27 protein-coding genes are annotated in these 25,487 nt (G+C 47.8%); 1 reads left to right on the top strand and 26 read right to left on the bottom strand.

The features are described 5' to 3' along the window. Positions 1-93: 93 nt before the first annotated feature. From BLD48_RS01660 to BLD48_RS01565, 20 genes are all read right to left on the bottom strand, one after another. Positions 94-354 carry a stage V sporulation protein S gene (locus tag BLD48_RS01660; RefSeq protein ID WP_012369932.1) on the bottom strand — a complete coding sequence of 87 codons (261 nt, stop codon included), beginning with the start codon at positions 352-354 and terminating at the stop codon, positions 94-96. A 29-nt stretch (positions 355-383) separates the two neighbouring features. After that, positions 384-1,178 (bottom strand): TIGR00282 family metallophosphoesterase, encoded by a 795-nt coding sequence (locus BLD48_RS01655; protein ID WP_071498684.1) that lies wholly within the window; start codon positions 1,176-1,178, stop codon positions 384-386. A gap of 51 nt (positions 1,179-1,229) precedes the next feature. Further along, positions 1,230-2,792 carry a ribonuclease Y gene (gene rny, locus BLD48_RS01650; RefSeq protein WP_014970005.1) on the bottom strand — a complete coding sequence of 521 codons (1,563 nt, stop codon included), beginning with the start codon at positions 2,790-2,792 and terminating at the stop codon, positions 1,230-1,232. A gap of 193 nt (positions 2,793-2,985) precedes the next feature. Continuing rightward, positions 2,986-4,029 (bottom strand): recombinase RecA, encoded by a 1,044-nt coding sequence (gene recA, locus BLD48_RS01645; protein ID WP_071498683.1) that lies wholly within the window; start codon positions 4,027-4,029, stop codon positions 2,986-2,988. A 101-nt stretch (positions 4,030-4,130) separates the two neighbouring features. Beyond that, positions 4,131-5,375 (bottom strand): competence/damage-inducible protein A, encoded by a 1,245-nt coding sequence (locus BLD48_RS01640; protein WP_071498682.1) that lies wholly within the window; start codon positions 5,373-5,375, stop codon positions 4,131-4,133. Positions 5,376-5,445: 70 nt separating this feature from the next. Next, complete coding sequence (gene pgsA, locus BLD48_RS01635) at positions 5,446-6,024, bottom strand: CDP-diacylglycerol--glycerol-3-phosphate 3-phosphatidyltransferase (protein ID WP_014970002.1); 579 nt, start codon at positions 6,022-6,024, stop codon at positions 5,446-5,448. A 63-nt stretch (positions 6,025-6,087) separates the two neighbouring features. After that, complete coding sequence (locus BLD48_RS01630) at positions 6,088-6,981, bottom strand: helix-turn-helix domain-containing protein (RefSeq protein WP_071498747.1); 894 nt, start codon at positions 6,979-6,981, stop codon at positions 6,088-6,090. Positions 6,982-7,008: 27 nt separating this feature from the next. Beyond that, entirely contained in the window at positions 7,009-7,791 is a 783-nt protein-coding gene (locus BLD48_RS01625) for a DUF3388 domain-containing protein (protein WP_014970000.1), read from the bottom strand. Between the two features lie 93 nt (positions 7,792-7,884). Then, a complete protein-coding gene (ymfI, locus tag BLD48_RS01620) occupies positions 7,885-8,589 on the bottom strand; it encodes an elongation factor P 5-aminopentanone reductase (RefSeq protein ID WP_071498681.1) in 705 nt (234 codons plus the stop codon). Between the two features lie 3 nt (positions 8,590-8,592). Further along, the gene (gene yfmH, locus BLD48_RS01615; RefSeq protein WP_071498680.1) at positions 8,593-9,861 is read right to left on the bottom strand and encodes an EF-P 5-aminopentanol modification-associated protein YfmH; all 1,269 of its coding nucleotides are present in this window, start codon (positions 9,859-9,861) and stop codon (positions 8,593-8,595) included. Then, positions 9,861-11,114 carry an EF-P 5-aminopentanol modification-associated protein YfmF gene (yfmF, locus tag BLD48_RS01610; protein ID WP_071498679.1) on the bottom strand — a complete coding sequence of 418 codons (1,254 nt, stop codon included), beginning with the start codon at positions 11,112-11,114 and terminating at the stop codon, positions 9,861-9,863. Before yfmF ends, yfmH begins: the two co-directional genes overlap by 1 nt. Further along, on the bottom strand, positions 11,111-11,662 hold the full coding sequence (locus BLD48_RS01605; RefSeq protein WP_014969996.1) for a cob(I)yrinic acid a,c-diamide adenosyltransferase: 552 nt from the start codon (positions 11,660-11,662) through the stop codon (positions 11,111-11,113). Before BLD48_RS01605 ends, yfmF begins: the two co-directional genes overlap by 4 nt. 31 nt (positions 11,663-11,693) lie before the next feature. Further along, the gene (locus tag BLD48_RS01600; RefSeq protein WP_071498746.1) at positions 11,694-13,421 is read right to left on the bottom strand and encodes an ATP-binding protein; all 1,728 of its coding nucleotides are present in this window, start codon (positions 13,419-13,421) and stop codon (positions 11,694-11,696) included. Between the two features lie 2 nt (positions 13,422-13,423). Continuing rightward, positions 13,424-14,140: a response regulator transcription factor gene (locus BLD48_RS01595; protein ID WP_014969994.1), complete on the bottom strand. Its 717-nt coding sequence runs from the start codon at positions 14,138-14,140 to the stop codon at positions 13,424-13,426. A 186-nt stretch (positions 14,141-14,326) separates the two neighbouring features. After that, positions 14,327-15,493, bottom strand: a complete 1,167-nt coding sequence (ccsB, locus tag BLD48_RS01590; RefSeq protein WP_026831112.1) for a c-type cytochrome biogenesis protein CcsB — start codon at positions 15,491-15,493, stop codon at positions 14,327-14,329. Next, positions 15,490-17,031, bottom strand: coding sequence for a cytochrome c biogenesis protein ResB (resB, locus tag BLD48_RS01585; protein WP_236629905.1), 1,542 nt, complete (start codon positions 17,029-17,031; stop codon positions 15,490-15,492). Before resB ends, ccsB begins: the two co-directional genes overlap by 4 nt. 21 nt (positions 17,032-17,052) lie before the next feature. After that, positions 17,053-17,643, bottom strand: coding sequence for a redoxin domain-containing protein (locus BLD48_RS01580; RefSeq protein WP_014969991.1), 591 nt, complete (start codon positions 17,641-17,643; stop codon positions 17,053-17,055). Positions 17,644-17,769: 126 nt separating this feature from the next. Then, positions 17,770-18,531 (bottom strand): pseudouridine synthase, encoded by a 762-nt coding sequence (locus tag BLD48_RS01575; protein ID WP_014969990.1) that lies wholly within the window; start codon positions 18,529-18,531, stop codon positions 17,770-17,772. Further along, a complete protein-coding gene (gene scpB, locus BLD48_RS01570; protein ID WP_014969989.1) occupies positions 18,531-19,103 on the bottom strand; it encodes an SMC-Scp complex subunit ScpB in 573 nt (190 codons plus the stop codon). Before scpB ends, BLD48_RS01575 begins: the two co-directional genes overlap by 1 nt. Then, positions 19,093-19,848, bottom strand: coding sequence for a segregation/condensation protein A (locus BLD48_RS01565; protein WP_071498677.1), 756 nt, complete (start codon positions 19,846-19,848; stop codon positions 19,093-19,095). The genes scpB and BLD48_RS01565 overlap by 11 nt, the downstream gene beginning before the upstream one ends. A 94-nt stretch (positions 19,849-19,942) precedes the next feature. Here BLD48_RS01565 and BLD48_RS01560 point away from each other — a divergent pair, with 94 nt between their 5' ends. Further along, the gene (locus tag BLD48_RS01560) at positions 19,943-20,407 is read left to right on the top strand and encodes a DUF309 domain-containing protein (protein WP_071498676.1); all 465 of its coding nucleotides are present in this window, start codon (positions 19,943-19,945) and stop codon (positions 20,405-20,407) included. A gap of 32 nt (positions 20,408-20,439) precedes the next feature. Here the strand turns inward: BLD48_RS01560 and BLD48_RS01555 are convergent, their stop codons facing one another. The 6 genes from BLD48_RS01555 to BLD48_RS01530 form a co-directional block, all read right to left on the bottom strand. Further along, entirely contained in the window at positions 20,440-20,787 is a 348-nt protein-coding gene (locus tag BLD48_RS01555; RefSeq protein WP_071498675.1) for a GNAT family N-acetyltransferase, read from the bottom strand. A gap of 283 nt (positions 20,788-21,070) precedes the next feature. Beyond that, positions 21,071-21,604 carry a type 1 glutamine amidotransferase domain-containing protein gene (locus BLD48_RS01550; protein WP_071498674.1) on the bottom strand — a complete coding sequence of 178 codons (534 nt, stop codon included), beginning with the start codon at positions 21,602-21,604 and terminating at the stop codon, positions 21,071-21,073. 97 nt (positions 21,605-21,701) lie between these two features. Then, positions 21,702-22,139 (bottom strand): peptidylprolyl isomerase, encoded by a 438-nt coding sequence (locus BLD48_RS01545; RefSeq protein ID WP_014969984.1) that lies wholly within the window; start codon positions 22,137-22,139, stop codon positions 21,702-21,704. A 107-nt stretch (positions 22,140-22,246) separates the two neighbouring features. Then, positions 22,247-23,251: a S66 family peptidase gene (locus BLD48_RS01540; protein WP_071498673.1), complete on the bottom strand. Its 1,005-nt coding sequence runs from the start codon at positions 23,249-23,251 to the stop codon at positions 22,247-22,249. A gap of 86 nt (positions 23,252-23,337) precedes the next feature. Then, the gene (locus tag BLD48_RS01535) at positions 23,338-24,639 is read right to left on the bottom strand and encodes a pyrimidine-nucleoside phosphorylase (protein WP_071498672.1); all 1,302 of its coding nucleotides are present in this window, start codon (positions 24,637-24,639) and stop codon (positions 23,338-23,340) included. A gap of 30 nt (positions 24,640-24,669) precedes the next feature. After that, positions 24,670-25,482: a purine-nucleoside phosphorylase gene (locus BLD48_RS01530; RefSeq protein ID WP_071498671.1), complete on the bottom strand. Its 813-nt coding sequence runs from the start codon at positions 25,480-25,482 to the stop codon at positions 24,670-24,672. Positions 25,483-25,487: the final 5 nt, after the last annotated feature.

The raw sequence follows: 25,487 nt of genomic DNA, 5'->3' as shown, positions 1-25,487 counted from the left end.
GATTGAAAATATCCTGGATAGTACACAAATAAGACCATCTACTCCAGCGAGTAAATGGTCTAGCTTAACGTAGGACCTATGTCCAATGATGCATCATCGTGGTTCAATGATTAGTTTGATTGCCGTCCGTTCCTCACCATCAATCATGATGTCGGTAAATGCCGGAATACAGATCAGATCCATCCCTGCCGGTGCGACGAATCCTCTTGCGATCGCAACCGCTTTGACGGATTGATTGAGTGCACCTGCACCGATTGCCTGAATTTCGACAGAACCTTTCTCTCGAAGTACACCTGCGAGCGCTCCTGCGACCGCGTTCGGATTCGATTTAGCTGATACTTTCAGGACGTCCATGCATGTACCTCCCAATCAAAAATCAACACTTAATCAAAGAAAATCGATTGATCCGTCAAATGAATCCGTTCAATTTTAGTTGCTTTTTTCGATACATCATCAATATGAATCAAGACTCCATTTAACTGTTCCCGTCCTTCCGCAACTTCAAACCGGGTTGGGAGCTGAGTTTTAAATTTACGTAAGACATCTTCTTTTCGCATACCGAGGACACCATCAAGTGGGCCCGTCATGCCGACATCCGTGATGTAAGCCGTTCCGCCTTCAAGAATCCGTTCATCCGCTGTCTGGACGTGGGTATGCGTTCCGACGACTGCTTGGACACGCCCTGCTAAATGGTAGCCCATCGCGATTTTTTCACTTGTTGCTTCTGCATGGACGTCAACGAAAATCGCATCGACTTCCCCTTCAACTTCCGCAATCAACTGATCGACGGTCCGGAATGGATCACCGAGTGCTGGCAAGAAGACCGTTCCCTGGACGTTGATGACAGCAATCTTTTTGTTGCCGACTTTTAAGACCATCATTCCGCGTCCCGGTGTACCTTCCGGATAGTTCGCCGGACGGACGATCCGGTCCGCATCGTCAATCCAATCAAAGATGTCCCGGTTGTCAAACGTATGATTTCCCATCGTCACGCCATGGAAACCAAGCTCGAGTAACTGATGATAAATCGATTTCGTGATTCCCCGACCATGTGCCGCGTTTTCTCCATTCACCAGCATGACAGTCGGATTGTATTTTGCTTTAATCCGTGACGTAAACTGTTGCAGGATATGACGCCCCGGTGCCCCTACGACGTCACCAACAAATAAGATTTTCATAAAACATTCCTCCAAGTAATTAAAAAAAGTGGCGGTCGCCCGCCACTTTGCTTATTTTGCGTATTCGACTGCTCGTGTTTCCCGAATGACCGTGACTTTGATATGACCCGGATAATCGAGTTCTTCTTCGATTTTTTTCCGGATATCACTTGCCATTTTATGCGCAAGAACATCGTCGACGACATCAGGACGAACGATGATTCGTACTTCACGACCTGCTTGGATCGCGAAGGACTTCTCGACACCGTCAAATGATTCTGAGATTTCTTCCAGACGTTCAAGACGTCGGATATAACTTTCGAGTGTTTCTTGACGTGCTCCTGGACGTGCTGCAGATAAAGCATCGGCTGCTGCGACCAGAACAGAAATGACAGATGTCGCTTCCGTGTCCCCGTGGTGAGAAGCAATCGCGTTGATGACGGTCGGATGTTCTTTGTACTTCGTACCAAGTTCAACCCCGATCTCCACGTGACTTCCTTCGACCTCATGGTCAACGGCTTTTCCGATATCGTGCAGGAGACCTGCCCGTTTCGCAAGCGTCACATCTTCTCCAAGCTCAGCTGCCATCATGCCGGCAAGGTGAGCCACCTCAAGTGAGTGGAAAAGAACGTTCTGCCCATAACTCGTCCGGTACTTCAAGCGACCGAGGATTTTAACGAGATCCGGATGAATCCCGTGAATGCCGACGTCATACGTCGCTTCTTCACCGATTTCACGGATTCGTTCATCGACTTCCCGGCGTGACTTGTCGACCATCTCTTCAATCCGAGCCGGGTGAATCCGACCATCTTGAACAAGCTTTTCAAGTGCCATCTTCGCCACTTCACGGCGAATCGGATCGAATCCGGATAAAATGACGGCTTCTGGTGTATCATCGATGATTAAATCGATACCCGTCAATGTTTCGAGCGTCCGAATGTTTCGCCCTTCACGACCGATGATCCGGCCCTTCATCTCGTCATTTGGTAAGTTGACGACGGAAACCGTCGTCTCTGCGATATGTTCAGCGGCGAACCGTTGAATCGCAAGTGAAAGAATGTTTCGTGCTTTTTTGTCTGCTTCTTCTTTTGCTTTTTGTTCGATTTCTTTTTGAAGAATTGCTGCGTCGTGCATGGCAGCTTGTTTTGTCTCATCCATGATGATAGCTCTAGCATCGTCCTGCGAAAGATTCGCAACACGTACGAGCTCTTGGCGTCCCTGTTCATACAGGTCCTCTACTTTTCGTTCTAACTCTTCAGCTTGATGCTTCCGTTTCGTGATCTCTGCATCACGTGTATTGATCTGCTCTTCCTTACGGTCGATGGAATCAACACGGCGATCGAGTGTCTCTTCTTTCTGGAGCAATCGTCCTTCTTGTTTCGTTAGCTCTTGACGACGTTCACGAAGTTCTTTTTCCACTTCTGTCCGAAGTTTGAAAGCTTCATCTTTCGCTTCGAGTAATGCTTCTTTTTTCGTTGCTTCCGCTGATACTTGTGCACGTTCCACGATTTTCGTCGCTTCTGTTTCCGCACCTTGAATCTTCGCTTCTGCAATCGATTTCCGCAAGAAGTAGCCTACGATGAATGCGATCAGTAATGTGAGGAGAAGTATGACAATCCAAGTTGTTGTATCCATGGGTTCACCTCCCCTTTGCAAGGTGTTTCTTAGTTCATTTCGGTTATTCATCGAAGCTGTCTAAAAAACGTACATCTATATTGTAAGGATAGCACTCGTTCATTGTCAACGAACGGGCGGGAAAGAATTCCTATCTTTTCCTCTTTTCCATTAAAAAAGAGCAGAATCTGAATCGATTCCACTCTTTTTCAACTTATTCCGCGAACATATCTTCCGCTTGACCTTCTTCGAAATCGACTGGATCTTTCCGATCAACCAAACCGTGATGCTCACGAATCAACCGTTCGACTTCATCCGCGACTTCCGGATGTTCGATCATATATTGTTTCGCATTCTCACGTCCTTGACCGAGACGTTCCGAATTGTATGAATACCAGGCTCCACTTTTTTGAACGATATCAAGATCCGTCCCAAGATCGATCAACTCACCGAATTTCGAGATACCTTGACCATACATGATATCGACTTCGGCTTGTTTAAATGGTGGTGCAATCTTATTTTTAACGACTTTCAGTTTCGTCCGGTTTCCGACGATGTCTGTTCCGTTTTTAAGAGCTTCCGCACGACGAACTTCTAGACGAACAGACGAGTAGAATTTCAAGGCACGTCCACCTGGAGTCGTTTCCGGGTTACCAAACATGACACCAATTTTTTCACGAATCTGGTTGATGAAGATGACGATCGTTTTGGATTTATTTGTCGCACCAGAAAGTTTACGTAAAGCTTGACTCATTAAACGAGCTTGTAGCCCCATGTGTGAGTCACCCATTTCGCCTTCAATCTCAGCTTTTGGTACAAGTGCAGCAACGGAGTCGACGACTAAGATATCAACAGCACCTGAACGGACAAGCGCTTCAGCGATTTCAAGTGCCTGTTCTCCTGTATCTGGTTGTGATAATAATAACTCGTCAATGTCTACACCAAGTTTACTTGCATATGCTGGATCGAGTGCGTGCTCGGCATCGATGAAGGCGGCCTGACCACCTTGTTTTTGTACTTCTGCAATCGCGTGAAGCGCTACAGTCGTTTTACCAGAAGACTCTGGACCATAGACTTCAATTACCCGTCCACGTGGGTATCCACCTGCACCAAGTGCGATATCTAATGTGATTGATCCAGACGAGATAACGGATACTCTCTGATCTGCATTCTCACCAAGTCTCATGATTGAACCTTTACCAAATTGTTTCTCAATCTGACGTAACGCCATCTCAAGTGCTGCTTTACGATCACTCACGTAGCAGGCCTCCTTTTATTTATCTTACTGAGATTATTGTACTTCTTTTGAGACCGAATAACAAGCATTTTACGAACATTTATTCGTATACTTGAAAGAATTCATTTTTGACCACGTTTGTCTGAGTGGTTGATGTTTTTGATCAACATGAAGTACGCATCCTTAACCGATCGCAACCTGATCATACCACGGTCGAAGGCCGGATACGTCAGTTCAAGCACTTCCGTCCCGCTCGCTTGCGCCAAGGCACAATAGACCGTGCCAACTGCTTGTCCGCTGTTACTCGTTGGTCCAGCTTCCCCTGTCAAGGCCATCGCAAGATCCGTCTGATAGAGTGCTCGCGCTCCTTCCGCCATCGCAATGGCGACCTCCCGACTGACTGCGGTTTGTTGATCGAGTAACGTTTGTGCGACTCCTAAGACGTTGACTTTTGCGACGTCTGAGTAGACGACGGCACTCCCGCGGAAGACGTCACTCGCCCCCTTGATGTCGGTCAAGCCGCTCGCAAAAGCACCACCAGTCAAGGACTCCGCTACGGATAAGGTTAACCCGGCTTTCCGGCAGTCATCCAGTACGACTTCCGGTAAACTCGTCTCACCATATCCATAAAAATAAGTACCGACTTCATCACGTATTTGGCGTTCGATTCGATCAAGCATCTCGAGGGCTGTTTGTTCGTCAAGTGCCTTCGCCGTCACACGTAAACGAACTTCCGCCAGTTCCGCATAGGGCGCAACGGACGGGTTACGCGCCGTCCGAATCAAATCCGCCAACTGATCATTTAAGGCGGATTCTCCGATTCCAAAAAAACGGAGTGTTCTTGATTTGATCGTTTCTTTACCTAACAAATGATCGAAATGATCTGCGATGATCCGTTTCATTTCCCGTGGTACACCGGGTAACAAGATGTACTGATGGGCCGACGTATGAACGGACATACCGGGTGCAAGTCCCGCATTGTTCGTCAACACATCGGCCCCTTCGATGATAAGCGCTTGTTTTTTCTCGTTGTTCGTCATCGTTCGTCCCCGCGTTTTCAAGAACGCTTCGATTCGATCATACGCCGGTTGGTCGACCTGCAACGAGCGCTCTAGTAATTCCGCCACGACTTCTTTCGTCAAATCGTCTTCTGTTGGTCCGAGTCCACCGGTGATCACCAAAAGGTCGACCCGCCCCTGCGCTCGTCTGATGACGTCGGTCATCCGTTCCCGATTATCACCGACGACCGTATGGTAATGAACATCGATCCCGCATGTCGCAAGCCACTCCGATAGATACTGAGCGTTCGTGTTGGCAATTTCCCCTAACAATAACTCACTTCCAACGGCAATGATTTCTGCTTTCATCCTGATTCCCCGCTTTCCTAACTATAAGAAAAGACTGTTCGGTTTAGCGAACAGCCTTGTTTGAGATAACTTACATCGATTTCGTAATTAACTTGATGTTTTTCGAAAAATACTCAAGACCTGAATAAATCGTCAAGACTAACGCAAGCCACATCGTGATTTCCGCAAACGGGATGTTGAGTAAAGCAAATCCGATGTCGTGTAATAAAAAGGCAATGATCGACGTGAGCTGAACCCACGTTTTTGCTTTACCTGAGTTTCCGGCAGCAAGCACGATTCCTTCATCGGATGCGACGAGACGTAGACCTGTCACGGCAAATTCACGGCATAAGATGATGACGACGACCCAGGCGGCGACGAAGTCAAGCTCGACGAGGTAGACCAGTGCCGCTGCGACAAGCATCTTGTCGGCGAGAGGATCCATGAATTTGCCGAAGTTTGTGACCAATTTGTTTTTTCGTGCCAGATACCCGTCAAGCCAATCGGTAATGGCGGCGACTGAGAAAATCATCGCGGCGACGAAATGAGCAACAGGGAGTTCCGCCCCTAATACATCCCACTGTCCCCAGTCTGGGTTGATTGCTAAGACAGCTACGAACACGGGAATTAATAAGACGCGTAAGACCGTCAATTGATTGGGTAAGTTCATTCTCGTATCCCTCCTTTTCGAGTTATGTATGCCAGCATCCTGCTGACATGAAGAAGACACGCCTTACGGCGTGGCTACTTTCTTTAGATAAATGTTCTGAACGAGGAGGGAGCGGTTAAGCTTAAGCTCCTGATCATTAACGAGAATTCGATCAATCCCTTTGATTGAACCAACCCGAATCCGAATCACATCCGTTTTGACGTTTTTGACGACAATCGGGTTAGGATCGGACGCATTGATGTGGTCTGGGGCAAGTGCCTCCCCTTCTAGCGACGTATCACGAACACCGACAAACGGAGACGGTGAGGCATCTTTTTTGATACGGATCGTTACACTCATTGTATCATCCGCCGGCACTTCATAGGTGATATCTTGACCAACCGTCGTTTTGACAGGCAATGGTTTTTTCTCTTCTTTTTTGACAGGCACGGTTTCTTCTTTCGCCGGTTCTTCCTTCGGCTCCTCTGCTACCGGGGTGTCGGTTTCCTCGCTTGGTGCGTCCCCTTCATCAATCGTGACTTCACTTTGTGGAGGTGTAGACGTCGTCGTATCATCGCCATCGCGGAATGCCTGGAATCCGTAGTACAGGGCGACTCCAATCGCAAAAATCAAGGCAATGATGATGATATTCGGAATCCAGCGTTTGGCGACACTTTTCTTCGGCGCCGTCGATTTCGAATAGGTCGCTCGGCGAGACAATTCGACGACCGGTTGTGTTTCTGGTTCCGGCAAATCACGTTTATACGTGGCAAACACTTCGTCGACATCCAACCCAAGTGCTTCTGCATACGTTTTGATGAATGCCCGTGCATAAAAGGCACCTGGCAATTGTTTATAATCGCCTTCTTCAATCGCAATGATGTAACGTTTTTGAATTTTAGTTGTACTTTGGATTTGTTCGAGAGAGATACCTAATGTCTCCCGCTGCTCCTTTAAGTAGGTTCCGAGCTCGGTCATCGGTAACACACCTTCCATTTTCAATACTTATTCGAAATTGAACCAATCGTTCCCTCCATGGGCCCGCGGTGGTTCGGTGACAATGATCTCTTCGGTCGTGTTGCGTAGTTCAATGATGTAATCAAAATCATCCCACGTATATTCGCTTGATTTAACAAAAGCGTCCGGGTGTTCGACGATTTTCGTAGCCGGCAACCGCATGACTTCACGTAATATTTGCCAATGTCGTTCATCAAAGTGTCGTTGTGAGACGAGGGCATCGATGATATACACATAATCACCTGTCCGTTCATCGTCAAACAGTGACGTCCGAACGGTCTGTTTGATCAATGTCGACGAGAGGAACAGCCACTTTTTGTTGGCACTGACACTTGCGGCGACAATCGATTCGGTTTTCCCTACCCGTGGCATGCCTCGGACACCAATCAACAGATGACCATCCTGTTTGCATAACTCCGCCATGAAATCGACGAGAATCCCCAAATCTTCCCGGACAAATCGGAACGTTTTGATTTCGCCGCTACTGTGATCGATATAACGTCCATGACGAATCGCAATCCGGTCGCGTAGTTTTGGTTTACGCAATTTGATCACATCGATGGTCGACATCGTCTTCAAGATGGCTGCGAGTCGCGGGATCTGATCCGGTTGCTTCGTTTGCAACAACATGCCGCGCCGCTGGTGATCGACACCATTGATCGTGACAATCGAGATATGTAGCATCCCCATGAGTGACGCGATGTCCCCTAAAATACCAGGACGATTGACGTTCAGTTCGTACTCTAGATACCACTGTTCGAATTCACTCACGCGCAAAGCCTCCCTTTAAAATCGGTTATCCATCCCTCATGTTAAATGATTTTTTGAAAAATGAAAAGCATTCCCCTGCCAAATTTCAGCGGATTACATCCAACCACCATCAATTTTGAGGACGGCACCATTCATATAGGCGGACTCTTGACGGATTAAATATGTAATCGCTGATGCGACTTCCTCGACCTGTCCGAAACGACCGGCCGGGATTTCTGCAATCGCCTGTTGACGGTCTTCTTCTGAAAAAACAGCGTTCATCGGTGTCTCAATCCAACCTGGTGTGACGCCGTTCACACGTCCGTTCATCGCGCCAAGCTCTTTACTATACGACTTGACGAAACCAAGTTGTGCCGCCTTACATGTCGAATAGACGACTTCTCCGGCAGCACCAAACTCACCTAACACACTGCTGACGATGACGATGGACAACGGTGCTGAAAAAGCTTTTTTTTTCGTCAATGCCTGAGAAATACGAATCAGTGACTCGACGTGTAACGTCATCATCGCTTCGATTGATCGTGTCGCTTGATCGACAAGCAGACCACTGAAACTAGTCCCGGCGATATGAACGAATCCGTCGACTGCAGGCAATGCTTCACAAAACGCCGTCAATTTTCCCCGGTCAGACAGATCGCCTGCGACGATTTGTGTCGTCACAGGCAACTGTTTCACCATCTGTTCGAGTTCGTGTCGCCGTTGGTGGGTGTGCAAGACCAGCTCATGCCCGTCTGCCGCCAAACGTAAGACGGTTGCCCAACCAATTGCCCCACTCGCTCCCGTAATTAAAATCCGCATCGGTCAAGCATACGGTTTGACGATTGAAATCGAACGATTTTCAAGCGCAAACAATTCGTCAAAACGGGCTTCGATTTCTTCTTTTGTAATGGATGCAATCAACGTCGGTAACGTAAACAAGTTCGTCCCGGCTAACGCATGACGCGAAAACTGATTCGCAATGAATTCCGGTGAATTGAGTGCCCGGAGGAATTTCCCTTGCATCATGTTTCGTTTGCGAACGACTTCCGTCTCTTCGAACACCGGACGGGCTGCTAATAATTTTTCATACACCGTAATGAAACGATCCGGATCTTCCGTTTCCATTCCGAATGTCGCAAAGGCGAATTCTTCTTCGCTCGAGTAATCAAAGCTGAACGTATCGTCAATCAAACCATCTTCATACAACGCAAGGTACGTCGAAGACGTCTGATCGAACAACAGGTGTAACAAAAGTTCACTCGTCAGTTCACGACGCAGCTGCTCTTCGCCACCAAGTGACGTATCTTTATAACCAATCAACACTTTAGGTGTCTTGACGTCGAGTTCTAACTCCACTCGTTTACGGGCAGCGGCTTTTGGTTCAACGCCGTAATCCCGTTCAATTGCCGGACGATCCGCATAATTCTTTTTCGCCTGATTCGCTTTGATCAGGGCTAAAGTTTCTGCCGGATCGATATTTCCGACGACGAACAACACCATGTTCGACGGGTGATAAAACGTCTGGTAACACGTATAGAGGTCTTCCGCCGTGATTTGATTGATTGATTCCGGTGTTCCCGCGATATCGATCCGGACCGGATGTTTGGCGTACATCGATTCAATCAGACCGAAGAACAGACGCCACCCCGGATTATCTTGATACATCTGAATTTCCTGGGTGATGATGCCTTTTTCTTTTTCAACACTTTCCGCCGTAAAGTACGGATCTTGGACGAAATCAATCAACGTTTCGAGATTTTGTTCAATCAATGAAGTCGCCGAGAACAGATAGGCTGTCCGGGAAAACGACGTAAAGGCATTGGCCGAAGCACCAAGCCGTCCAAACTGTTGGAAGACGTCCCCTTGCTCCGACTCAAACATCTTGTGCTCAAGAAAATGCGCGATGCCATCCGGGACATTGACCCACTGTTCATCTTTTTTGAAGCGATTATCAATCGATCCGTAACGGGTCGTGAACGTCGCATATGTTTTTTCATAACCTTTTTTCTGAAGAAGATAAACGGCTAGTCCGTTATCGAGTTGTTCAAAAAAAACGGTTTCGTCTGTATCATGATACGTTACTTGTTCCATTATTCTTCACCTCGCAATAGATAAACGGCTTCCAGTTCGATTGTCGCTGCCAACCGGACGACATCTTCCCGAGTCGCCGTCTCAATGATATGAATCTCATCTTCCAGTGTCAGTCCACGCATTTTTGATCCATTTAACCAACCGATCAATTGGCCGGGCTGATCGAGAATCTGACGACGTGCATTGATCAGCATCGCTTTTGTTTGCGTCAACTCTTCATCCGTGAACACTCCGGCTTTCAAATCCGTCAATTGCTCGCCGATAATCGTTTCTGCTCGCTCCGCCTGTTTCGTCTCGACACCAGCATACACATATAAGGCACCGTTCAGAGCCGCATACCGCGACGCCGCATAATACGCCAGACTCTCTTTTTCACGGACATTCATAAACAGCTTCGAGTGGGGGAATCCACCAAACAAACCGTTGACGATTTGCATCCGAATCGAATCGACTGACGTCGGATCAACCGCGACCCGGTAGCCTAAGTGTAATTTCCCCTGTTTGATCGGTTGGGTCTCAGACGATCGCTTGACACCCGCGACTTGTTTTTGAGCCGGAATGTAATGGCTGACCTTTTCAGCATGTGATGGTAAGAACGACAAGGCATCTTCCATCTCATCTTGCGTGACATGTCCGACGACAAAAACGTCGATTCGGTCTTCTTCGACCATCGAGCGGTATGTATCGCGTAACGAAGACGATGTGATTTGTTCAAGCGCTTCTAACGTCCCCAGTGACGGCAGGGACACGGCTTCTCCTGGCGCCATCAATTCAAGTAGACGTTGTTGCGCAAAGCGCATCTTATCGTCATACAACGAACTGATCCGTAACGCATGCAACCGTTTTTCTTGTTTGACGAACTGTTCGCGGAAACCGCCTTCCGTCAAGTCGGGATAAAAGATCATCTGTTCAAGTAGATCAAGGGCTTCTTCAAGAAGTGTCTCGTGACGGACGAGGTCGCCGCGCACGATATCAAGTTGGAAGGAGATGACATGTTCTTCTCCAAACTTCGAGGCATCTGCGTATAACCCGGCATCATACAATGTTTCGAGTGGTTCGCGTAAGGCTTTCATCGACGGATAGGCCGCTGTCGATTTCTCCATGATATAAGGCAGCAATGCCCGGCTCGTTAATGTCTGTTCTTCAAGTGGTGCGGAAAACGTGACGAGGACCGTCGTCGTCTTGAATTTTTCGGTTGGAACGAGATGAAACGTCGTCCCTTGTTTTTTCCAGATTTGAAATGACTGACTCATGCTTCTCCACCCTTTCGTTTGAATACATGTGCGCTCCGCAAGTATTCGATGTCTGCTTTTTGATTAACGGCATTTTCATACCGCGCTGCCGTAAAGAAGAAATCACTTAACCGATTGATGAACGGCAACAGATGATGCGCCTGTTCGACGTCAATCATCGCTCGTTCGACCCGTCGACAAACCGTCCGTGCGACGTGGAGACAAGCAGCTGCTTCCGTTCCTCCGGGTAAAATGAATTTATCGAGCGGTGGTGACAATACGGTCAAGCTGTCAATCCAACTTTCAAGATCATCCGTTGCCGTCGCGCTGAGACGAGATGGTTTTTGTTCGACGTACATCAGGTCACTGCCACAATCAAATAAGACGTGCTGGATGACCGTCAGTTGCTCCTTCACTTCAATCGAAGTTGCTTTCGTCCGGGCTAGACCGACAAAACTATTTAATTCGTCGAGCTCTCCCATCAATGTAATCCGGACGTCATTTTTTTTGACCCGTCCGCCGACGAGGGATGTATCTCCATCATCACCTGATTTAGTATAAATTTTCAAACGACTCACTCCTATAGCGAAAGGAAGCGAATCATAAAGTTCGCTTCCTTTGTTTTTTTGGTAATTGAATTCGGAATACAGATCCTTTTCCAAGTTCACTTTCGACTTGGACTTCGCCATCGTGTGACCGAACGACGTTAGCGACGATCGCAAGACCGATCCCGGTCCCTGTTTTCCCACGCGTCCGGGCTTTATCCGCTTTATAAAAACGGTCAAACACAAATGGGACATCTTCTTCCGGAATCCCATCTCCCGAATCAATTACAGATAAAGATATAGTTTCCCTATCTTCCACGATTTCAATCTTGATTTGACCATCTTCCGTATAACGTAACGCATTTCCAAGTAAATTCGTCATCACCTGATCCATTTGATCCGGATCGGCTTCAAATTGGACATTCGGCCCGACGACTTCAAAGGAAATCCGTTTTTCCAGACCCATCTGCTTGAATTTTTTAATCATTCGTTCGGCAAATGGAACGGCTTCGATTAATTCCACCCGTTGTTCCTGATACCCGGCTTCCATCCGGGCAAGGTCAAGCAGGTCGTTGACGAGACGCGACAGCCGTTGCGATTCGTCATAGATGATTGAGGCGAACTCTTTTGTCGCCTCGTCACTTTCCGTCATTCCATCGACGATTGCTTCTGAGTAGCCTTGCAACATGACGAGGGGTGTCCGTAACTCATGACTGACGTTTGCGACGAAATCGGCGCGCATCTTCTCAAGCTGCTGCGCTTCCGTCATGTCACGTAAGACGGCGACGGCACCGATCTGTTCTTCCTGCTCAAGCAACGGACTGACGATGATGATGTAGTACCGACCTTCCCGTTCGAATGAAACCGTCATCTCCGTTTCTTTACGCATGACCGTCTGAAACAGTTCAATCAGTTCATCCGGAACCGGTGCTCCCGCGAGGAATGCTTCTGCCGGTGGGTTGGTCGCGAGCAACTCGCCCGAGTCAGAGAAGGTCAGGACACCGTCCGCCATACACTTTAAGATCGACGATAACAAATGCCGCTCTTTATCGAGATCCGTGACATATTGATTGAGCTGACTGCTCATTTCATTGAAGGCTAACGCCAAATCACCGATCTCGTCACGCGAACGCTGCGTCAGACTCTGATCGAATTTCCCTTCGCCGGCTTCGACGACCGCTTGGCGAATCGTCCGCAAAGGTGCCGTGATCCGCGTCGACAGGAAAAAGGCGAAAACTGTCGTCCCGATGATGGCAAGCAAGACACAGAGTTGAATGATTTGACGCGCCCCTTCGTTTGCCTGTTCGATGTTCGTCAATTGTTCAATCAGATACATCGTCCCGCTGCCACTTTCGGTGATGAAGGGGGCCCGGTAAGCCAGTGCTGCTTTTCCGTCAAACGTCTCATAGTTCCCGATCGCCGTCTCACCTTCTTCACCATCAACAGCTTTCCAGTTCTGCCGTTCCAGTTCCTTGATGATGCGCGTTGCCTTCTCTTCCGAGATATTCGTTTCGATCGTCTCATCTGTAGTCGTCGCAATCAATGTCGCGCCGTAGATATCGGTAATCTCGATTGCGGTCGCCGAACCTTCCTCCAGACCACTGTGGGCTTGAAAAACGGTTTCGACCTGCTGACCCAGTTTCGCCAGATGGCCCCGTTCTTGTTCGATATGAAACGAATTAAAGAATTCGAGTAACAAAATCGTCAAGGCAATCAAGACGACGGAAACGAGCAATAAAATCGTTCCCCATAGTTTGATGACGACACTCTGTAGCCATTTCATCGTCAAGCAGGATGGTTCTCGAACTTATAGCCGACGCCCCAAACTGTCGTAATCATCTGAGCCGCGCTTGGTGACAGGCGGTTCAATTTTTCACGTAATCGTTTGACATGGGTATCGACTGTCCGTAAGTCGCCGAAAAACTCGTAATTCCAAACTTCTTTTAACAATTGCTCGCGTGAAAAGACTTTATCCGTCTGTTTCGCAAGGAAATACAGCAATTCGTACTCTTTTGGTGTCAAGTTCACTTCTTGGGACTCGACCGTGACACGGTGGGCATCATTGTCGATCGTCAAATGTGGGAAGACGATGACATCTTTTGTTTTCGCGTCCGTGTGTAAAAACTTCGTCGCACTCGCACGACGCAAGATGGCCTTGACCCGTAAGACGACTTCGCGTGGACTGAACGGTTTGACGATGTAATCGTCTGCCCCCATCTCAAAGCCGTGGACGCGGTTCGTCTCTTCCCCTTTTGCCGTCAGCATGACGATTGGTGTCGCTTTTGTCTTCCGTAGTTCTTCACAGACCTGCATCCCATCAAGCTTCGGCATCATCAAATCAAGTAGAATTACATCATATTCCGTCTCAAGCGCCATCTCGAGAGCTGTTTCTCCGTTATCCGCTTCTTCAATCGTAAAATTCTCACGTTCGAGATACATTTTTAATAAACGTCGAATCCGTTCCTCGTCATCGACGACTAAAATACGCGCTTCTTCTGACATCAGTTGATTCCTCCCATAAACTAATCTATCTAGCTCTATCCTACTACTCTTCTAGTATACTATGAAACAAAAAGAAATAGCGTCCTCGACCTTGGAATTCCAATTGACTCCGCCAAAAAGGATGAGAAACGGAAATGTTCTTCCGTCACCCATCCTGGATGATGCTACTATTTCTTCCTCACTCCATTATGCGTAAGAGTGAAGACCGGCTACAACCAGATTGACGAAGACGAGGTTAAACATGATGACCGCAAATCCGCCGACACATAACCATGCTGATTTTTTGCCAATCCAACCACGCTGTATGCGCATGTGCAGATAAAAGACGTAGAAGAGCATCGTAATCAGTGCCCATACTTCTTTTGGATCCCAGCCCCAGTAACGGCTCCATGCCATCTGTGCCCAAATCATCGCGAAGATCAAACCACCAAGAATGAAAATCGGTAATCCGATCGCAATCGCGCGGTAACTGATTTCATCCGCTGTCTCAAGATCAATTTTGCGCGCAATCGGCTTTAAGCTTTCTGCGAGACGTTTCCGTAAAATGACGAACCGGAGTAAGGCGTACAAGACTACTCCACCAATCAATGACCATAAGACCGTATTGACTTTATTGGCATTGAGGAAGTTCGGTAACTCAGCGACAGCACCTGAACCTGAGATGATTTTCCCGTTTTCAGGACCCGTCAAGACCGGCATCGTGTACTCATGTTGCATCGTCGCACCATTTTTCGCGACGTATTCAATCGTCGAGTTTGTGCCAAGTGCGTTGAACAATAGACCAACGACGATATAACCGACGACACATGCAAGTGAAAACATGACGACTTCGAGCCACGTCCGTGTTTTCGATTCTTTACTAAAGTCCGTCGCGTGGATCAGATACAACAAGCCCGTCGCAAAACTGACGGCAAGAATTCCTTCTCCGAGTGCTGCCGTCGTGACGTGAATTTTGAGCCAGACACTTTGTAAGGCTGGAATCAGCGGTTGCACTTCGTCCGGGAACATCGACGCATAGGCGATGACGAGTAAGGCTACCGGCATCGCGACAAGTCCAAGGACGTTGTTGCGATAAATCCCGTAGACGATCAAGAAACCAAGGACCATCATCATGCCGAAGAATGTCGTATATTCATATAAGTTCGAGACCGGAACGTGACCCGCTCCCGCCCAGCGTGTAAAGAAGTAACCCAGTTGGGCAGCAAACCCAAGAATTGCGAGTGAAAAAGCGATCTTTCCGGAACGTGTTGGTCCCTTCTTACCGCTCGTCGCAACGGCAAAGAAACCGGTACTGATCAGATATAAGATAAAAGATGCGAGCAATAAGTTGCTACTCAAGCTAAGCAGATTCATTTCGATTCCCCCTCTTCCCGCAACTTCTGCCGGTCTTCCAGTTGCGGAAGTCCCACTTCAGTCAAGGCGAGATTGACTTCTTTTTGAAGTCCAAGTGCGTTTTTGTTCGTAAATCCGGCAATGTTGATCTGCCCGTTTGTTTCTTTTAACCAGACTCTACGGTGTGGCCAGTACATACCAAGCAACAGACCAAACATGAAAATCATGCCGCCTGCAAACAAGAAAGGTAACGTCAAATCTTTTTTGATCCGGACACCTGAGATATTCGAGAGTTCCGTTCCGGCAAAGCCCATCTTGTACTGATTTTCATCACCCCCGACATTGAGTTTGATGCCGATCAGACTGCGTTCGCCTTTTGGATGTTCTGGCGATTTAATCGTAAAGACAAATGCCGGATTGACGGGACGGGATGAGTTCGTCGTCGGTTTTCCGTCTTTGACGACAAAGTCCGGTAAGAAGTCTTTTAGTTCCACTTCGTATCCATCTTTTAATGGGTATGTTTCTTGCGGGTTTCGTAAATCGACTTTGATCGTATCGACAACTTTGCCCGTTTTTTGATTTTCGATGTTAAAGGACATCGTCTTGAATTCCGGGTCTGCCGCATATTGTTCTTGGAAGACTTGATAATTCCCAAATTCAAATGGTTGGTTGACGGCCGTTTCACCCGATTTTACTTTTTCAAGCTTCGGTTTAAAATCGTCCGACATGCCGACTTTTTCATAGAGCGTCATCTGCGTATCGTAATTTTTCGGAACACTTCCGCCGGCTCGTTTTAAGGCTTCACTGAATTTCTCATCCTCTTTTGCCGGATCGTAGAATTCGATGTTAAAGGCATTGTTCTCGAGGTAGTATTCGTTATCCGTCGCCTCGATCGGCAACGTCTCCCCTTCACGAATCCAGAGCAGCTCATCTTCATGCATGCCAGGAACGATCCGTAACATCGCGCCACCAAAAAACAGGACCAATCCAATATGGTTGATGTATGGACCCCAACGACCGAATCGTTGTTTTTCTGCCAAGAGGGCTCCGTCTTGCCGACGAATCTTGTAGCCTTTTTTCTTTAATAACGGTTCGATGGCATCAATCTGGTTTACCGTCCCAGTCGCTTCAGCGCCAAATCGCTGACCGCCCATAAAACGGTCGGACTGGATGACCGGTTGTTTCTTCAACGCGCGATAAAGCGGGAAGAAACGGTCGATCGACACGATGATGATTGAAAGTAACAATAACGTAATCAGTCCAATGTACCACCAGGATTCGAATAAATTGTGGAACCCTAACGCATAATACATATCACCGGCCGTGCCGTATTCTTTACCGTAAAATTCTTCCGGTGGGATCGCTTGTGGAATGTACATCTCTTGCGGGAAGATCGTTCCGACCCCACTTGCGATGATGATTAAGCCGATCAGCCAAAGCCCGACCTTGACGGATGAAAAGAACGTCCATGTCCGGTCAATCCATGACTGATTTTTCCGTTTCGAACGAAGCTCGGCTTCCTCATAACGCATATCCAGTTGCTTATATTCCTGCTGCATCATAAATTCCCCCTCGATGCGTTACTCGTTTGCTTTTTTAATCATTTCCTCCAGTTTTGCCTGATCGATTTCACCTTCATACTTCTCGACGACTTTACCTTCTTTATTAATGATGAACGTCACCGGTAAGTTGTAGATGCCGTACGCTTTTTCGACCGAACTGTTCGTATCCATCAAAATCGGATACTCCGTCCCGCCAATCTCTTTGATGAAACTTGACACACGGACCGGTGTTTCACCGACATTGACCGCAGCAAAATTGACGCCTGCTTTTTGCATCATGTCATAATTGTCATTAATCAATGGCATCTCTTTTTTACATGGTTCACAGAACGTACCCCAAAAATTAAGCAACAGTCCTTTTCCTTTGTACTCATCCATCGTATGTTGTTTTTCCCCATACAGATCAACAAGCGCAAATCCTGGCGCATCATCTCCGGCAAGGACTCGTCCGTCCTTATCGCGTGTCGCCTGGTCCACAAACTGCATGATGACGACCGCACCGGCGAATAATACCATCGTCATGATCATTAACCGCCAAAATGAACGTTTTTTCTTCTTTTGCTTTGCGGCTGCTAGCCGCTCATCCGGGTTTTGATTCGTTTTTTTCATGTTGCACCGCCTCCACCCATATTGTACTTGAAATCGCTTAATTGTTGACAGAATGTGAAATACGTTAATCGTTTTGTCACAAACAAAGAAAACTCAACCCGTAGGCTGAGCTTCTCGCTTTACAAATTAACGTTTTTTTGTGTTCTTACGTCTTTTCGTAGGGGGAGCAACTGGATCCGCCAGCTCACGCAATTGATTGACTTCTTTTTTTGAAAGTTCACGCCAGTCGCCTGATGTCAATCCAGCCAGTGTCAGGAAACCAAACTGTTCACGTTTCAGCTTGATGACTTCCGCTCCAAGTGTTTCAACCATTTGCCGGACTTGACGGTTATGACCTTCATAGATGACCATTTCTAAAATCGCTGTATTCTTTTTCTTGTCGACGTCACGCATCTCGACACGTGCCTTGCCTGTCTTGAATCCGTCCGGTAAGACGACACCTTTTTCAAGACCTTTGACATGATAATAATCCGGCACCCCTTTAATTTTAACGATATAGCGTTTCGGGACTTTGTATTTCGGGTGAAGCAAGAGGTTTGAAAATTCACCGTCGTTCGTCAACAGTAACAAACCACTTGTATTGTAATCGAGACGACCGACCGGGAACACACGGTGTCCAGGCGGAACCAAATCGACGACTGTCTTACGTCCTTTGTCATCTTCTACCGTCGAGACGACACCTGTTGGTTTGTACAACATGTAGTAGACGTGTTCTTCCCGTTCCAGTTTGACGCCGTCCACTTCCACTTCCGCACGGCCTCCGACTTTCGTACCCAGTTCGGTAATGACTTTCCCGTTGACTTTGACACGACCTTCTGTAATCAGTTCTTCTGCTTTACGTCGCGATGCGACACCAGCTTGGGCAATAATTTTTTGTAGACGTTCCATTAATTTATTCTCTCCTCTAGTGACGACTCATTCCGGAAAAATAGGTCTCCATCCGCTTCTAACGTTTCTTCAAACTCGAGCGGTGGCAACTCTTCGATACTGTTCAGTCCGAAGTGATCCAAAAAATGATCCGTCGTCTTATACAATTTTGCACGCCCGACGCCTTTAGCCCGCCCGGCTTCATCAATTAATCCTTTTGCACTCAACGTATGAATGACACGTTCCGTCTTGACCCCACGGATGACTTCGATATCGGCCCGTGTGACCGGCTGTTTGTAGGCGATGATGACCAGTGTCTCCATTGCAGCGCGGGACAGACTGTCTTCTGCAAGCGAACCGGCATACGCCTGTACATACGGCGACATCTCTTTTCGGGTGACCATCTTAAAGACACCACCCGATTCGACGATTTGCAACACTCGTCCGTCAGCTTCAAACGTCGCTTGAAGAGCATGTAACTGTTCCCGTGCGGCTGCCTCGCTGATTTCAAGGACTTGACTCAGACCACGTGGATCAATGCCATCGTCTCCGACGACAAACAATAAACTTTCAATGATACGATCATACGCCAATCTGATTCTCCTCCTTCACTAAGGCACGCAGCAAGATGTCGTCGTTCATCTGTTCGCAGGCGACGACCCGTTGTTTGACGAGTTCGAGCACTGCCAAGAAACTGACGACCAACTCTTCGACGGTCGGTTGCTCCGTAAAGAAACCAAAAAAGGTCGTCCCGTCATTCGCGAAGACATATTCCGAAACATGAACCATCTGTTGCTCAAGCGTCCGCTCTTCCCGTTTGACGGTTTTTGAGCGACGTACCTTCCAGGCGACACGTTGACGCATTTTTTCATAAGCACGCAACAAGTCACTAAAGGACAGGTTACCGCTATAATCATGTGAGTCCGCATCGAGGTACGCCATCAAGTCTTCTGGCTGTTTTGAAAAAAGTTCAAGTCGGGCTTCTTCTTTTTCTTTCAGGACAAGTGCCGCTTCCTTGTATGCTTTATATTCAATCAGTTGCTGAATCAACCCTTCTCGTGTCGGATCCTCCTCAAAATCAGGAACTTCTTCGAAATCTGTCTGTTCGACAGGTAACAGTTGTTTACTTTTTAATTGCAAGAGCGTTGCTGCCATGACAAGATATTCACTTGCCACGTCCAGTTCCAGATGCTGCATCGCCCGGATATAGGACACATACTGATCCGTCACGATCGATACTGAAATATCATACAGGTCAATCTCTAGTTTACCAATCAAATGTAACAACAAATCCAACGGGCCTTCAAACGCATCCATCTTTACACTGTATGATTCCATGATTCTCCCTGCCCATCAACGTTTTTTGCGCCTTAGTATACCACACATCACGCTACTTCGACTATGCTATATTAAAAGGAAAGGAGGTGCACCGATGCATCCAATCGAACAATTCGCTTTTGAATTTAATGTGCAACAGGACTATTTTGAATGCCATGAAGTGCTTGAAGAACTGTGGCAAGCAGGTCATCGACAAGATGAGGCCCTCGTCGCCTTGATCCAACTTGCGGTCGCACGGTACCATCATCGCCGGGGGAACTTACCCGGTGCCATGCGGACCTATCCGAAAGCCTTTCAAAAAATCACGCGTCACAAGGGAGCGTTGACGGGTCACGGCATCGACGTTGACCGTCTACTTGCGTTACAACCGCTGTTCACTCAGCCCGACTATCAGCACTTGCCGTTACCGTTAACGGACGACTTGACGCGACGTGTCAAAGAACTTCCGATTGAATATCGGCACGACCCATCCTTTTTACTGCATAAGCATGTGTTACGTGATCGACAAGATGTCATCACGGCGAGACAGATGGCTCTGGCTGAACGGGCAAGGAAATGAAAAAACCGGTCCGAAACTACATGGACCGGTTTTTATTGGGTTTTCCACTTTTCAACAAGCCGACTGGTTTCTTCCGTTGCCCCTGTAATCTCCATTCGCATCATCTTTTCTGCCGCATCAAGCAACATGTAAGACATACGTTCTCCCCGGAAGGAAGGGGACAAGGCGATATGTTTCAATTCAGCGTGGCCATCCACTAATTGAAACCCGATGATTCCGATAAAGTCTTCATCTTGTTTATAGAGATACAACTGTTGATTTTCATCTTGTTCATAGGTTTGAACCGTTTCAAGCAAATACTTTGGATCCTTCACTTCACACGAAAAAGCGATTAACCCCATCGCGGTCCGTTCATTCAACTTTTTATATTTTACGAGCATCTGATTCTACACCTTCCTAGTTTCAACAACTCTCAGGAGTATGATCGACTGAGACTTGTTTATTCTACACCTTCTCGGGTCAAATTACCTCATTTTTTTGTCCATTCATACAAAAATCAGAATGAAATCCGGCGTATCATCGTCCGCTTGAGATGATTTCCTCGGGCGATATCCTTATTTCCACCGGTCAGTGATCGTGTCTAGACAAGAACAGGGGCTGGATTAAAAAATCCGCCCCACGTTCCGCTTAAAGATCAACTTTTGCGTGTTCTTCGACGGCTGCTTACGCTTTTTTCGAAGCCTCAAGGACTGTGATGAATTCGCGCATGTAATCTGGTAAATCGGGTGGCCGACGGCTGGATACGATATGTCCATCCACGACAACGGCTTGATCGTGCCAAACGGCTCCCGCATTCGTCATATCATCCTTGATCCCTGGTGTACTCGTGACGTTGACTCCTTCTAAGACACCTGCTGAAATCAAGACCCAACCGGCATGACAGATCTGACCAATCGGTTGTTTCGTTTGATCAAAATGGCGGACCATGGCAAGTACGGAATCAAACCGGCGCAATAGATCCGGTGACCAGCCTCCCGGTACGAGAATCGCATCATAGTCGGACGGTGTGATATCTTCAAATGCCTTGTCCGAGACGATTGGTACACCGTATTTTCCGATGTATTTTTCATCGGCCTTTTCACCGACGATCTCAACGACGGCCCCTTCTTCCCGTAACCGGTGGACCGGGTACCACAGTTCTAAATCCTCAAAATCATTACTGACAAGCTGGATAATCTTTTTTCCTGCTAGACGCATTATGGATCGCCCCTTTGTTTTTTGATTCTTTTTATGAATTCCCGTAATCAACCGAAAAAAAACTCCCCTTCTTTCATCAAAGAAGGAGAGGAATGACTTACGCTTCGACGCGAATTTCTTTAATGCCGGCGCCTTGCTTCATTTTTTGAGCATGTTCAAGACCTGACGTCACTTGTCCGAAGACTGTGTGCACACCGTCGAGATGCGGCTGTGGCTCGTGGACGACGAAGAATTGGCTTGATCCTGTGTTACGGCCTGCGTGCGCCATTGAAAGCGAACCGGCTTTGTGTTTGTGCGGGTATGATGTTGACGTTTCACACGGAATCGTCTTACCAGAACCACCCGTTCCGTTTCCGATCGGGCAACCGCCTTGTGAGACGAAGCCCGGGATGACACGGTGGAAGTTCAATCCATCGTAGAAGTTCGAGTTCGCAAGGTTCTCAAAGTTTTCTGTTGTGATCGGTGCGTCGTCGTTAAACAATTCAAACTCAATTTTATTTCCGTCTTCTAATAAGATATATCCAGTTTTTTGCATCGTATACCAACCTTTCGCGCTTTTCAGCTAATGGTGTTCGCCACGACATCTATCATGGCTTCGTTATCTAGTGTATCAAACCTTTACTCAAAACGCAGGTTTTTTACTCATTCCACTGCCGATTCGAGAATTTCGAGGACAACCGCTTCATTTGCCTCGACGGTCGCCCGAATCCCGTTCGGTAACGTCAGGACCGGATCCGTATGTCCGAAGTCTGCTTCAAGCACAATCGGGAAATCGTAGCCGCGTGTCGCCCGCAAAATGATGTCTTTCAAAGGGAAGTCCGGATCAAACTCGACTTTGCGGGAAAAACGGCCGACGACAAGGGCTGATATCTTGTCATAAGCCCCAAGATGACGCAGCTGCGTGAAGTACCGGTCGATCGTCTCCGGCGTCTCACTTTCGTCGTCTTCAAGCATCAGGACGACACCGTCAAATGACGGCATGTACGGTGTACCAGCAAGCAATAACAGTGTTCCGAGGTTTCCGGCGAGGATTGAACCCGTCCCCTTTCCCGCACGTGCGACGAGGTATCCGTCATTGTCGACATGTGTCCGCTCCCGGTCGTCCGCGACGTCCCAGCGTAAGGTTTCATCCGTCCATTCGTCGGACGATTCGATTTGACCAATCGGTCCGGTCTGCATCAATGTTTTTTCAAACCACTTTTTTGTATACGCGTCAAGTCCATGCAATTGACCAAATTGCGGTAAAATAGCTGGTCCGACGAACGTCGTCAAACCGGTTTTCGTATGAATCCCGGACAGAAGAGCCGTAATATCGCTGTAGCCCATCAAGATTTTTGGATTATTGCGGATTAACTCGTAATCAAGCTCATCAAGCAACTGATGTGAGTTAAAACCGCCGATCGTCGCAATGATCGCTTTGACATCCGGATTTTGAAACGCCATATGTAAATCCTGGATCCGTTCGCCGATCGTTCCTGCCGTATGACTGTGGACCGCTGTCGTGTTCGGCATCACGAGGACCTGAAAGCCCATCCGTTCCAGTGTCTCGATTCCCCGTTGGAGACGACGCGGTACGTAAGCTGCGACCGCGGATGCCGGTGAGAGGATCGCAATCGTATCGCCGACAGTTAGTTTTTTTGGTTTCATCTGTATTCCCCCCTACGTCATTTATTTTACTATAACAAAAAAACAACCATTTGGGAAAGAAACCCAAATGGTTGTCAGAAAACGTCTTATTGGATGACCGCATGAACGAGTGGACGTGCTTCCGGCTTCGTCTCACTGATATGGTACGCATGATCCATTTTTTCGATCGCTTGATCAAGTGTTTCTTTGTTCGAACGGAGTGTCGCGATGACATCACCGACTTCAACATAGTCTCCAACTTTTTTGAACAAGGTGACGCTTGCTGCGTGATCGATGACATCTGCCTTCGTCGCGCGGCCTGCTCCAAGAATCATGGCTGCGACACCGACTTCATCCGCGATGATTTCCGAGACGTATCCTGCTTTAGACGCCACGAAATCTTTTTCGAATTTCGTTTCAAGTGCTTTTGACATATCGTCGACGAGTGACGCATCGCCGCCTTGCGCTGCGATGAACTTCTTGAAGACGTCGAGTGCTGCTCCGTTCGCGAGACGTGTCTCGAGATCGGCATATGCTTCGTCAAACGTCGGGTAGAACTCACCAAGGACTGCCATATGCGAAGCAATCGTCAAAGCGATGACTTTCAAATCACGAACATCTTTCCCTTGTAGCACTTCGATCGCTTCTTTGACTTCGTTTGCATTTCCGATTTCGTTTCCGAGCGGCTGATCCATGTCCGTGATGACGGCAATCGTCTTCCGGTTAACACTTTTTCCGATCGAGACCATCTCTGTCGCGAGGGCTTTAGCGTCATCTAACGATTTCATGAAAGCACCAGAACCCGTTTTGACGTCGAGGACGATACTGTCGGCACCGGCTGCGATTTTTTTCGACATGATCGAGCTTGCGATCAACGGAATTGAGTTGACCGTCGCTGTCACGTCACGTAAGGCGTACAATTTTTTGTCTGCCGGCGTCAGGTTACCTGTTTGACCGATGATCGCCATCTTGATGTCGTTGACTTGCGAAACGAATGCTTCTTCCGACAACTCCACATCAAATCCTGGGAATGCTTCGAGTTTGTCGATTGTTCCGCCGGTGTGACCAAGACCACGTCCACTCATCTTCGCGACCGGAATCCCGATTGACGCGACAAGTGGTGCGACGATCAGACTGATCTTATCGCCAACGCCGCCTGTTGAGTGTTTGTCGACTTTTTTACCGTGGATCCGTGATAAATCAATCACGTCACCTGATTCGACCATCGCCATCGTCAAATCCGCGATTTCGCGATCCGACATACCTTGATAGAAAATCGCCATCGACATCGCTGACATTTGATAATCAGGAATGTCACCATTCGTGAATCCTTCAACCATCGCTTTAATATCGGCTGTTGATAACTCGCCGCCGTCCCGTTTTGTTGCAATCAAATCTACCATACGCATAATAAATTCCTCCTCTAGGATAATTCGTGCTTACATTTTTTTAATTGAACCACGGACAAGCGACAAGAAATGCGCTCGGACACGTTCTGTTGTTTCCATGACTTCATCATGATGAAGTGGTTGATCGAGAATCCCTGCTGCCATGTTCGAGACACACGAAATTCCAAGCACTCGCATATCCGCGTGACGGGCGACGATGACTTCCGGAACCGTCGACATCCCGACGACATCTCCACCTAATAACCGGGCGAGTTTAACTTCGGCCGGTGTTTCGTATGTCGGTCCTGTGTTCCCGAAGTAGACGCCTTGACGAACTCGAATGCCTAATTCATCTGCCGTTTCTTGCGCAAGACGCAACAGCTCTGTATCATACGGTTTTGACATATCCGGGAAACGTGGTCCCATCTCATCCACGTTTTTCCCGATCAACGGGTTTGTTCCGAAGAAGTTGATATGATCCGTGATCAACATCAAATCACCCGGTTCAAATGCTTCGTTGCAGGCACCGGCTGCATTCGTGACGATCAGTGTTTCGACACCAATCGCTTTCATGACACGGACCGGGAACGTAACCATTTCCATCGAGTAGCCTTCGTAGAAGTGGAACCGTCCTTGCATCGCGACGACTTGTTTCCCTTCGAGCGTTCCGAAGACCAGTTGCCCCGCATGGCCTTCGACCGTCGACACGGGGAAGTTCGGGATATCGCTGTAAGGAATCGCAATCGGATTTTCGATGTCATCTGCAAGGACACCGAGTCCTGAACCGAGAATCAAACCGATTTCCGGTTTCGCTTGCATCTTGCTTTCTAAATACGAACGTGTTTCATTCCAATTGACTGTCATCTGAA

This window comes from Exiguobacterium sp. KRL4 (assembly GCF_001870785.1).
In the GTDB taxonomy this organism is placed as follows: domain Bacteria; phylum Bacillota; class Bacilli; order Exiguobacteriales; family Exiguobacteriaceae; genus Exiguobacterium_A.
The sequence above is the reverse complement of the archived record's forward strand: the minus strand, read 5'-3'. Positions and strand labels throughout refer to the sequence as shown.

What these genes read in the sequence shown, in the direction of transcription:
- BLD48_RS01555 (WP_071498675.1), bottom strand. Translation starts at nt 20,787, where the DNA reads ATGCTCGTAAAATATAAAAAGTTGAATGAACGGACCGCGATGGGGTTA.
- ccsB (WP_026831112.1), bottom strand. Translation starts at nt 15,493, where the DNA reads ATGAATCTGCTTAGCTTGAGTAGCAACTTATTGCTCGCATCTTTTATC.
- BLD48_RS01640 (WP_071498682.1), bottom strand. Translation starts at nt 5,375, where the DNA reads ATGAAAGCAGAAATCATTGCCGTTGGAAGTGAGTTATTGTTAGGGGAA.
- BLD48_RS01595 (WP_014969994.1), bottom strand. Translation starts at nt 14,140, where the DNA reads ATGTCAGAAGAAGCGCGTATTTTAGTCGTCGATGACGAGGAACGGATT.
- BLD48_RS01600 (WP_071498746.1), bottom strand. Translation starts at nt 13,421, where the DNA reads ATGAAATGGCTACAGAGTGTCGTCATCAAACTATGGGGAACGATTTTA.
- BLD48_RS01545 (WP_014969984.1), bottom strand. Translation starts at nt 22,139, where the DNA reads ATGCAAAAAACTGGATATATCTTATTAGAAGACGGAAATAAAATTGAG.
- BLD48_RS01550 (WP_071498674.1), bottom strand. Translation starts at nt 21,604, where the DNA reads ATGCGTCTAGCAGGAAAAAAGATTATCCAGCTTGTCAGTAATGATTTT.
- resB (WP_236629905.1), bottom strand. Translation starts at nt 17,031, where the DNA reads ATGCAGCAGGAATATAAGCAACTGGATATGCGTTATGAGGAAGCCGAG.
- BLD48_RS01655 (WP_071498684.1), bottom strand. Translation starts at nt 1,178, where the DNA reads ATGAAAATCTTATTTGTTGGTGACGTCGTAGGGGCACCGGGGCGTCAT.
- BLD48_RS01540 (WP_071498673.1), bottom strand. Translation starts at nt 23,251, where the DNA reads ATGAAACCAAAAAAACTAACTGTCGGCGATACGATTGCGATCCTCTCA.
- BLD48_RS01575 (WP_014969990.1), bottom strand. Translation starts at nt 18,531, where the DNA reads ATGGAACGTCTACAAAAAATTATTGCCCAAGCTGGTGTCGCATCGCGA.
- ymfI (WP_071498681.1), bottom strand. Translation starts at nt 8,589, where the DNA reads ATGCGGATTTTAATTACGGGAGCGAGTGGGGCAATTGGTTGGGCAACC.
- BLD48_RS01660 (WP_012369932.1), bottom strand. Translation starts at nt 354, where the DNA reads ATGGACGTCCTGAAAGTATCAGCTAAATCGAATCCGAACGCGGTCGCA.
- BLD48_RS01630 (WP_071498747.1), bottom strand. Translation starts at nt 6,981, where the DNA reads ATGACCGAGCTCGGAACCTACTTAAAGGAGCAGCGGGAGACATTAGGT.
- rny (WP_014970005.1), bottom strand. Translation starts at nt 2,792, where the DNA reads ATGGATACAACAACTTGGATTGTCATACTTCTCCTCACATTACTGATC.
- BLD48_RS01580 (WP_014969991.1), bottom strand. Translation starts at nt 17,643, where the DNA reads ATGAAAAAAACGAATCAAAACCCGGATGAGCGGCTAGCAGCCGCAAAG.
- BLD48_RS01560 (WP_071498676.1), top strand. Translation starts at nt 19,943, where the DNA reads ATGCATCCAATCGAACAATTCGCTTTTGAATTTAATGTGCAACAGGAC.
- yfmF (WP_071498679.1), bottom strand. Translation starts at nt 11,114, where the DNA reads ATGAGTCAGTCATTTCAAATCTGGAAAAAACAAGGGACGACGTTTCAT.
- BLD48_RS01565 (WP_071498677.1), bottom strand. Translation starts at nt 19,848, where the DNA reads ATGGAATCATACAGTGTAAAGATGGATGCGTTTGAAGGCCCGTTGGAT.
- BLD48_RS01530 (WP_071498671.1), bottom strand. Translation starts at nt 25,482, where the DNA reads ATGACAGTCAATTGGAATGAAACACGTTCGTATTTAGAAAGCAAGATG.
- BLD48_RS01535 (WP_071498672.1), bottom strand. Translation starts at nt 24,639, where the DNA reads ATGCGTATGGTAGATTTGATTGCAACAAAACGGGACGGCGGCGAGTTA.
- pgsA (WP_014970002.1), bottom strand. Translation starts at nt 6,024, where the DNA reads ATGAACTTACCCAATCAATTGACGGTCTTACGCGTCTTATTAATTCCC.
- yfmH (WP_071498680.1), bottom strand. Translation starts at nt 9,861, where the DNA reads ATGGAACAAGTAACGTATCATGATACAGACGAAACCGTTTTTTTTGAA.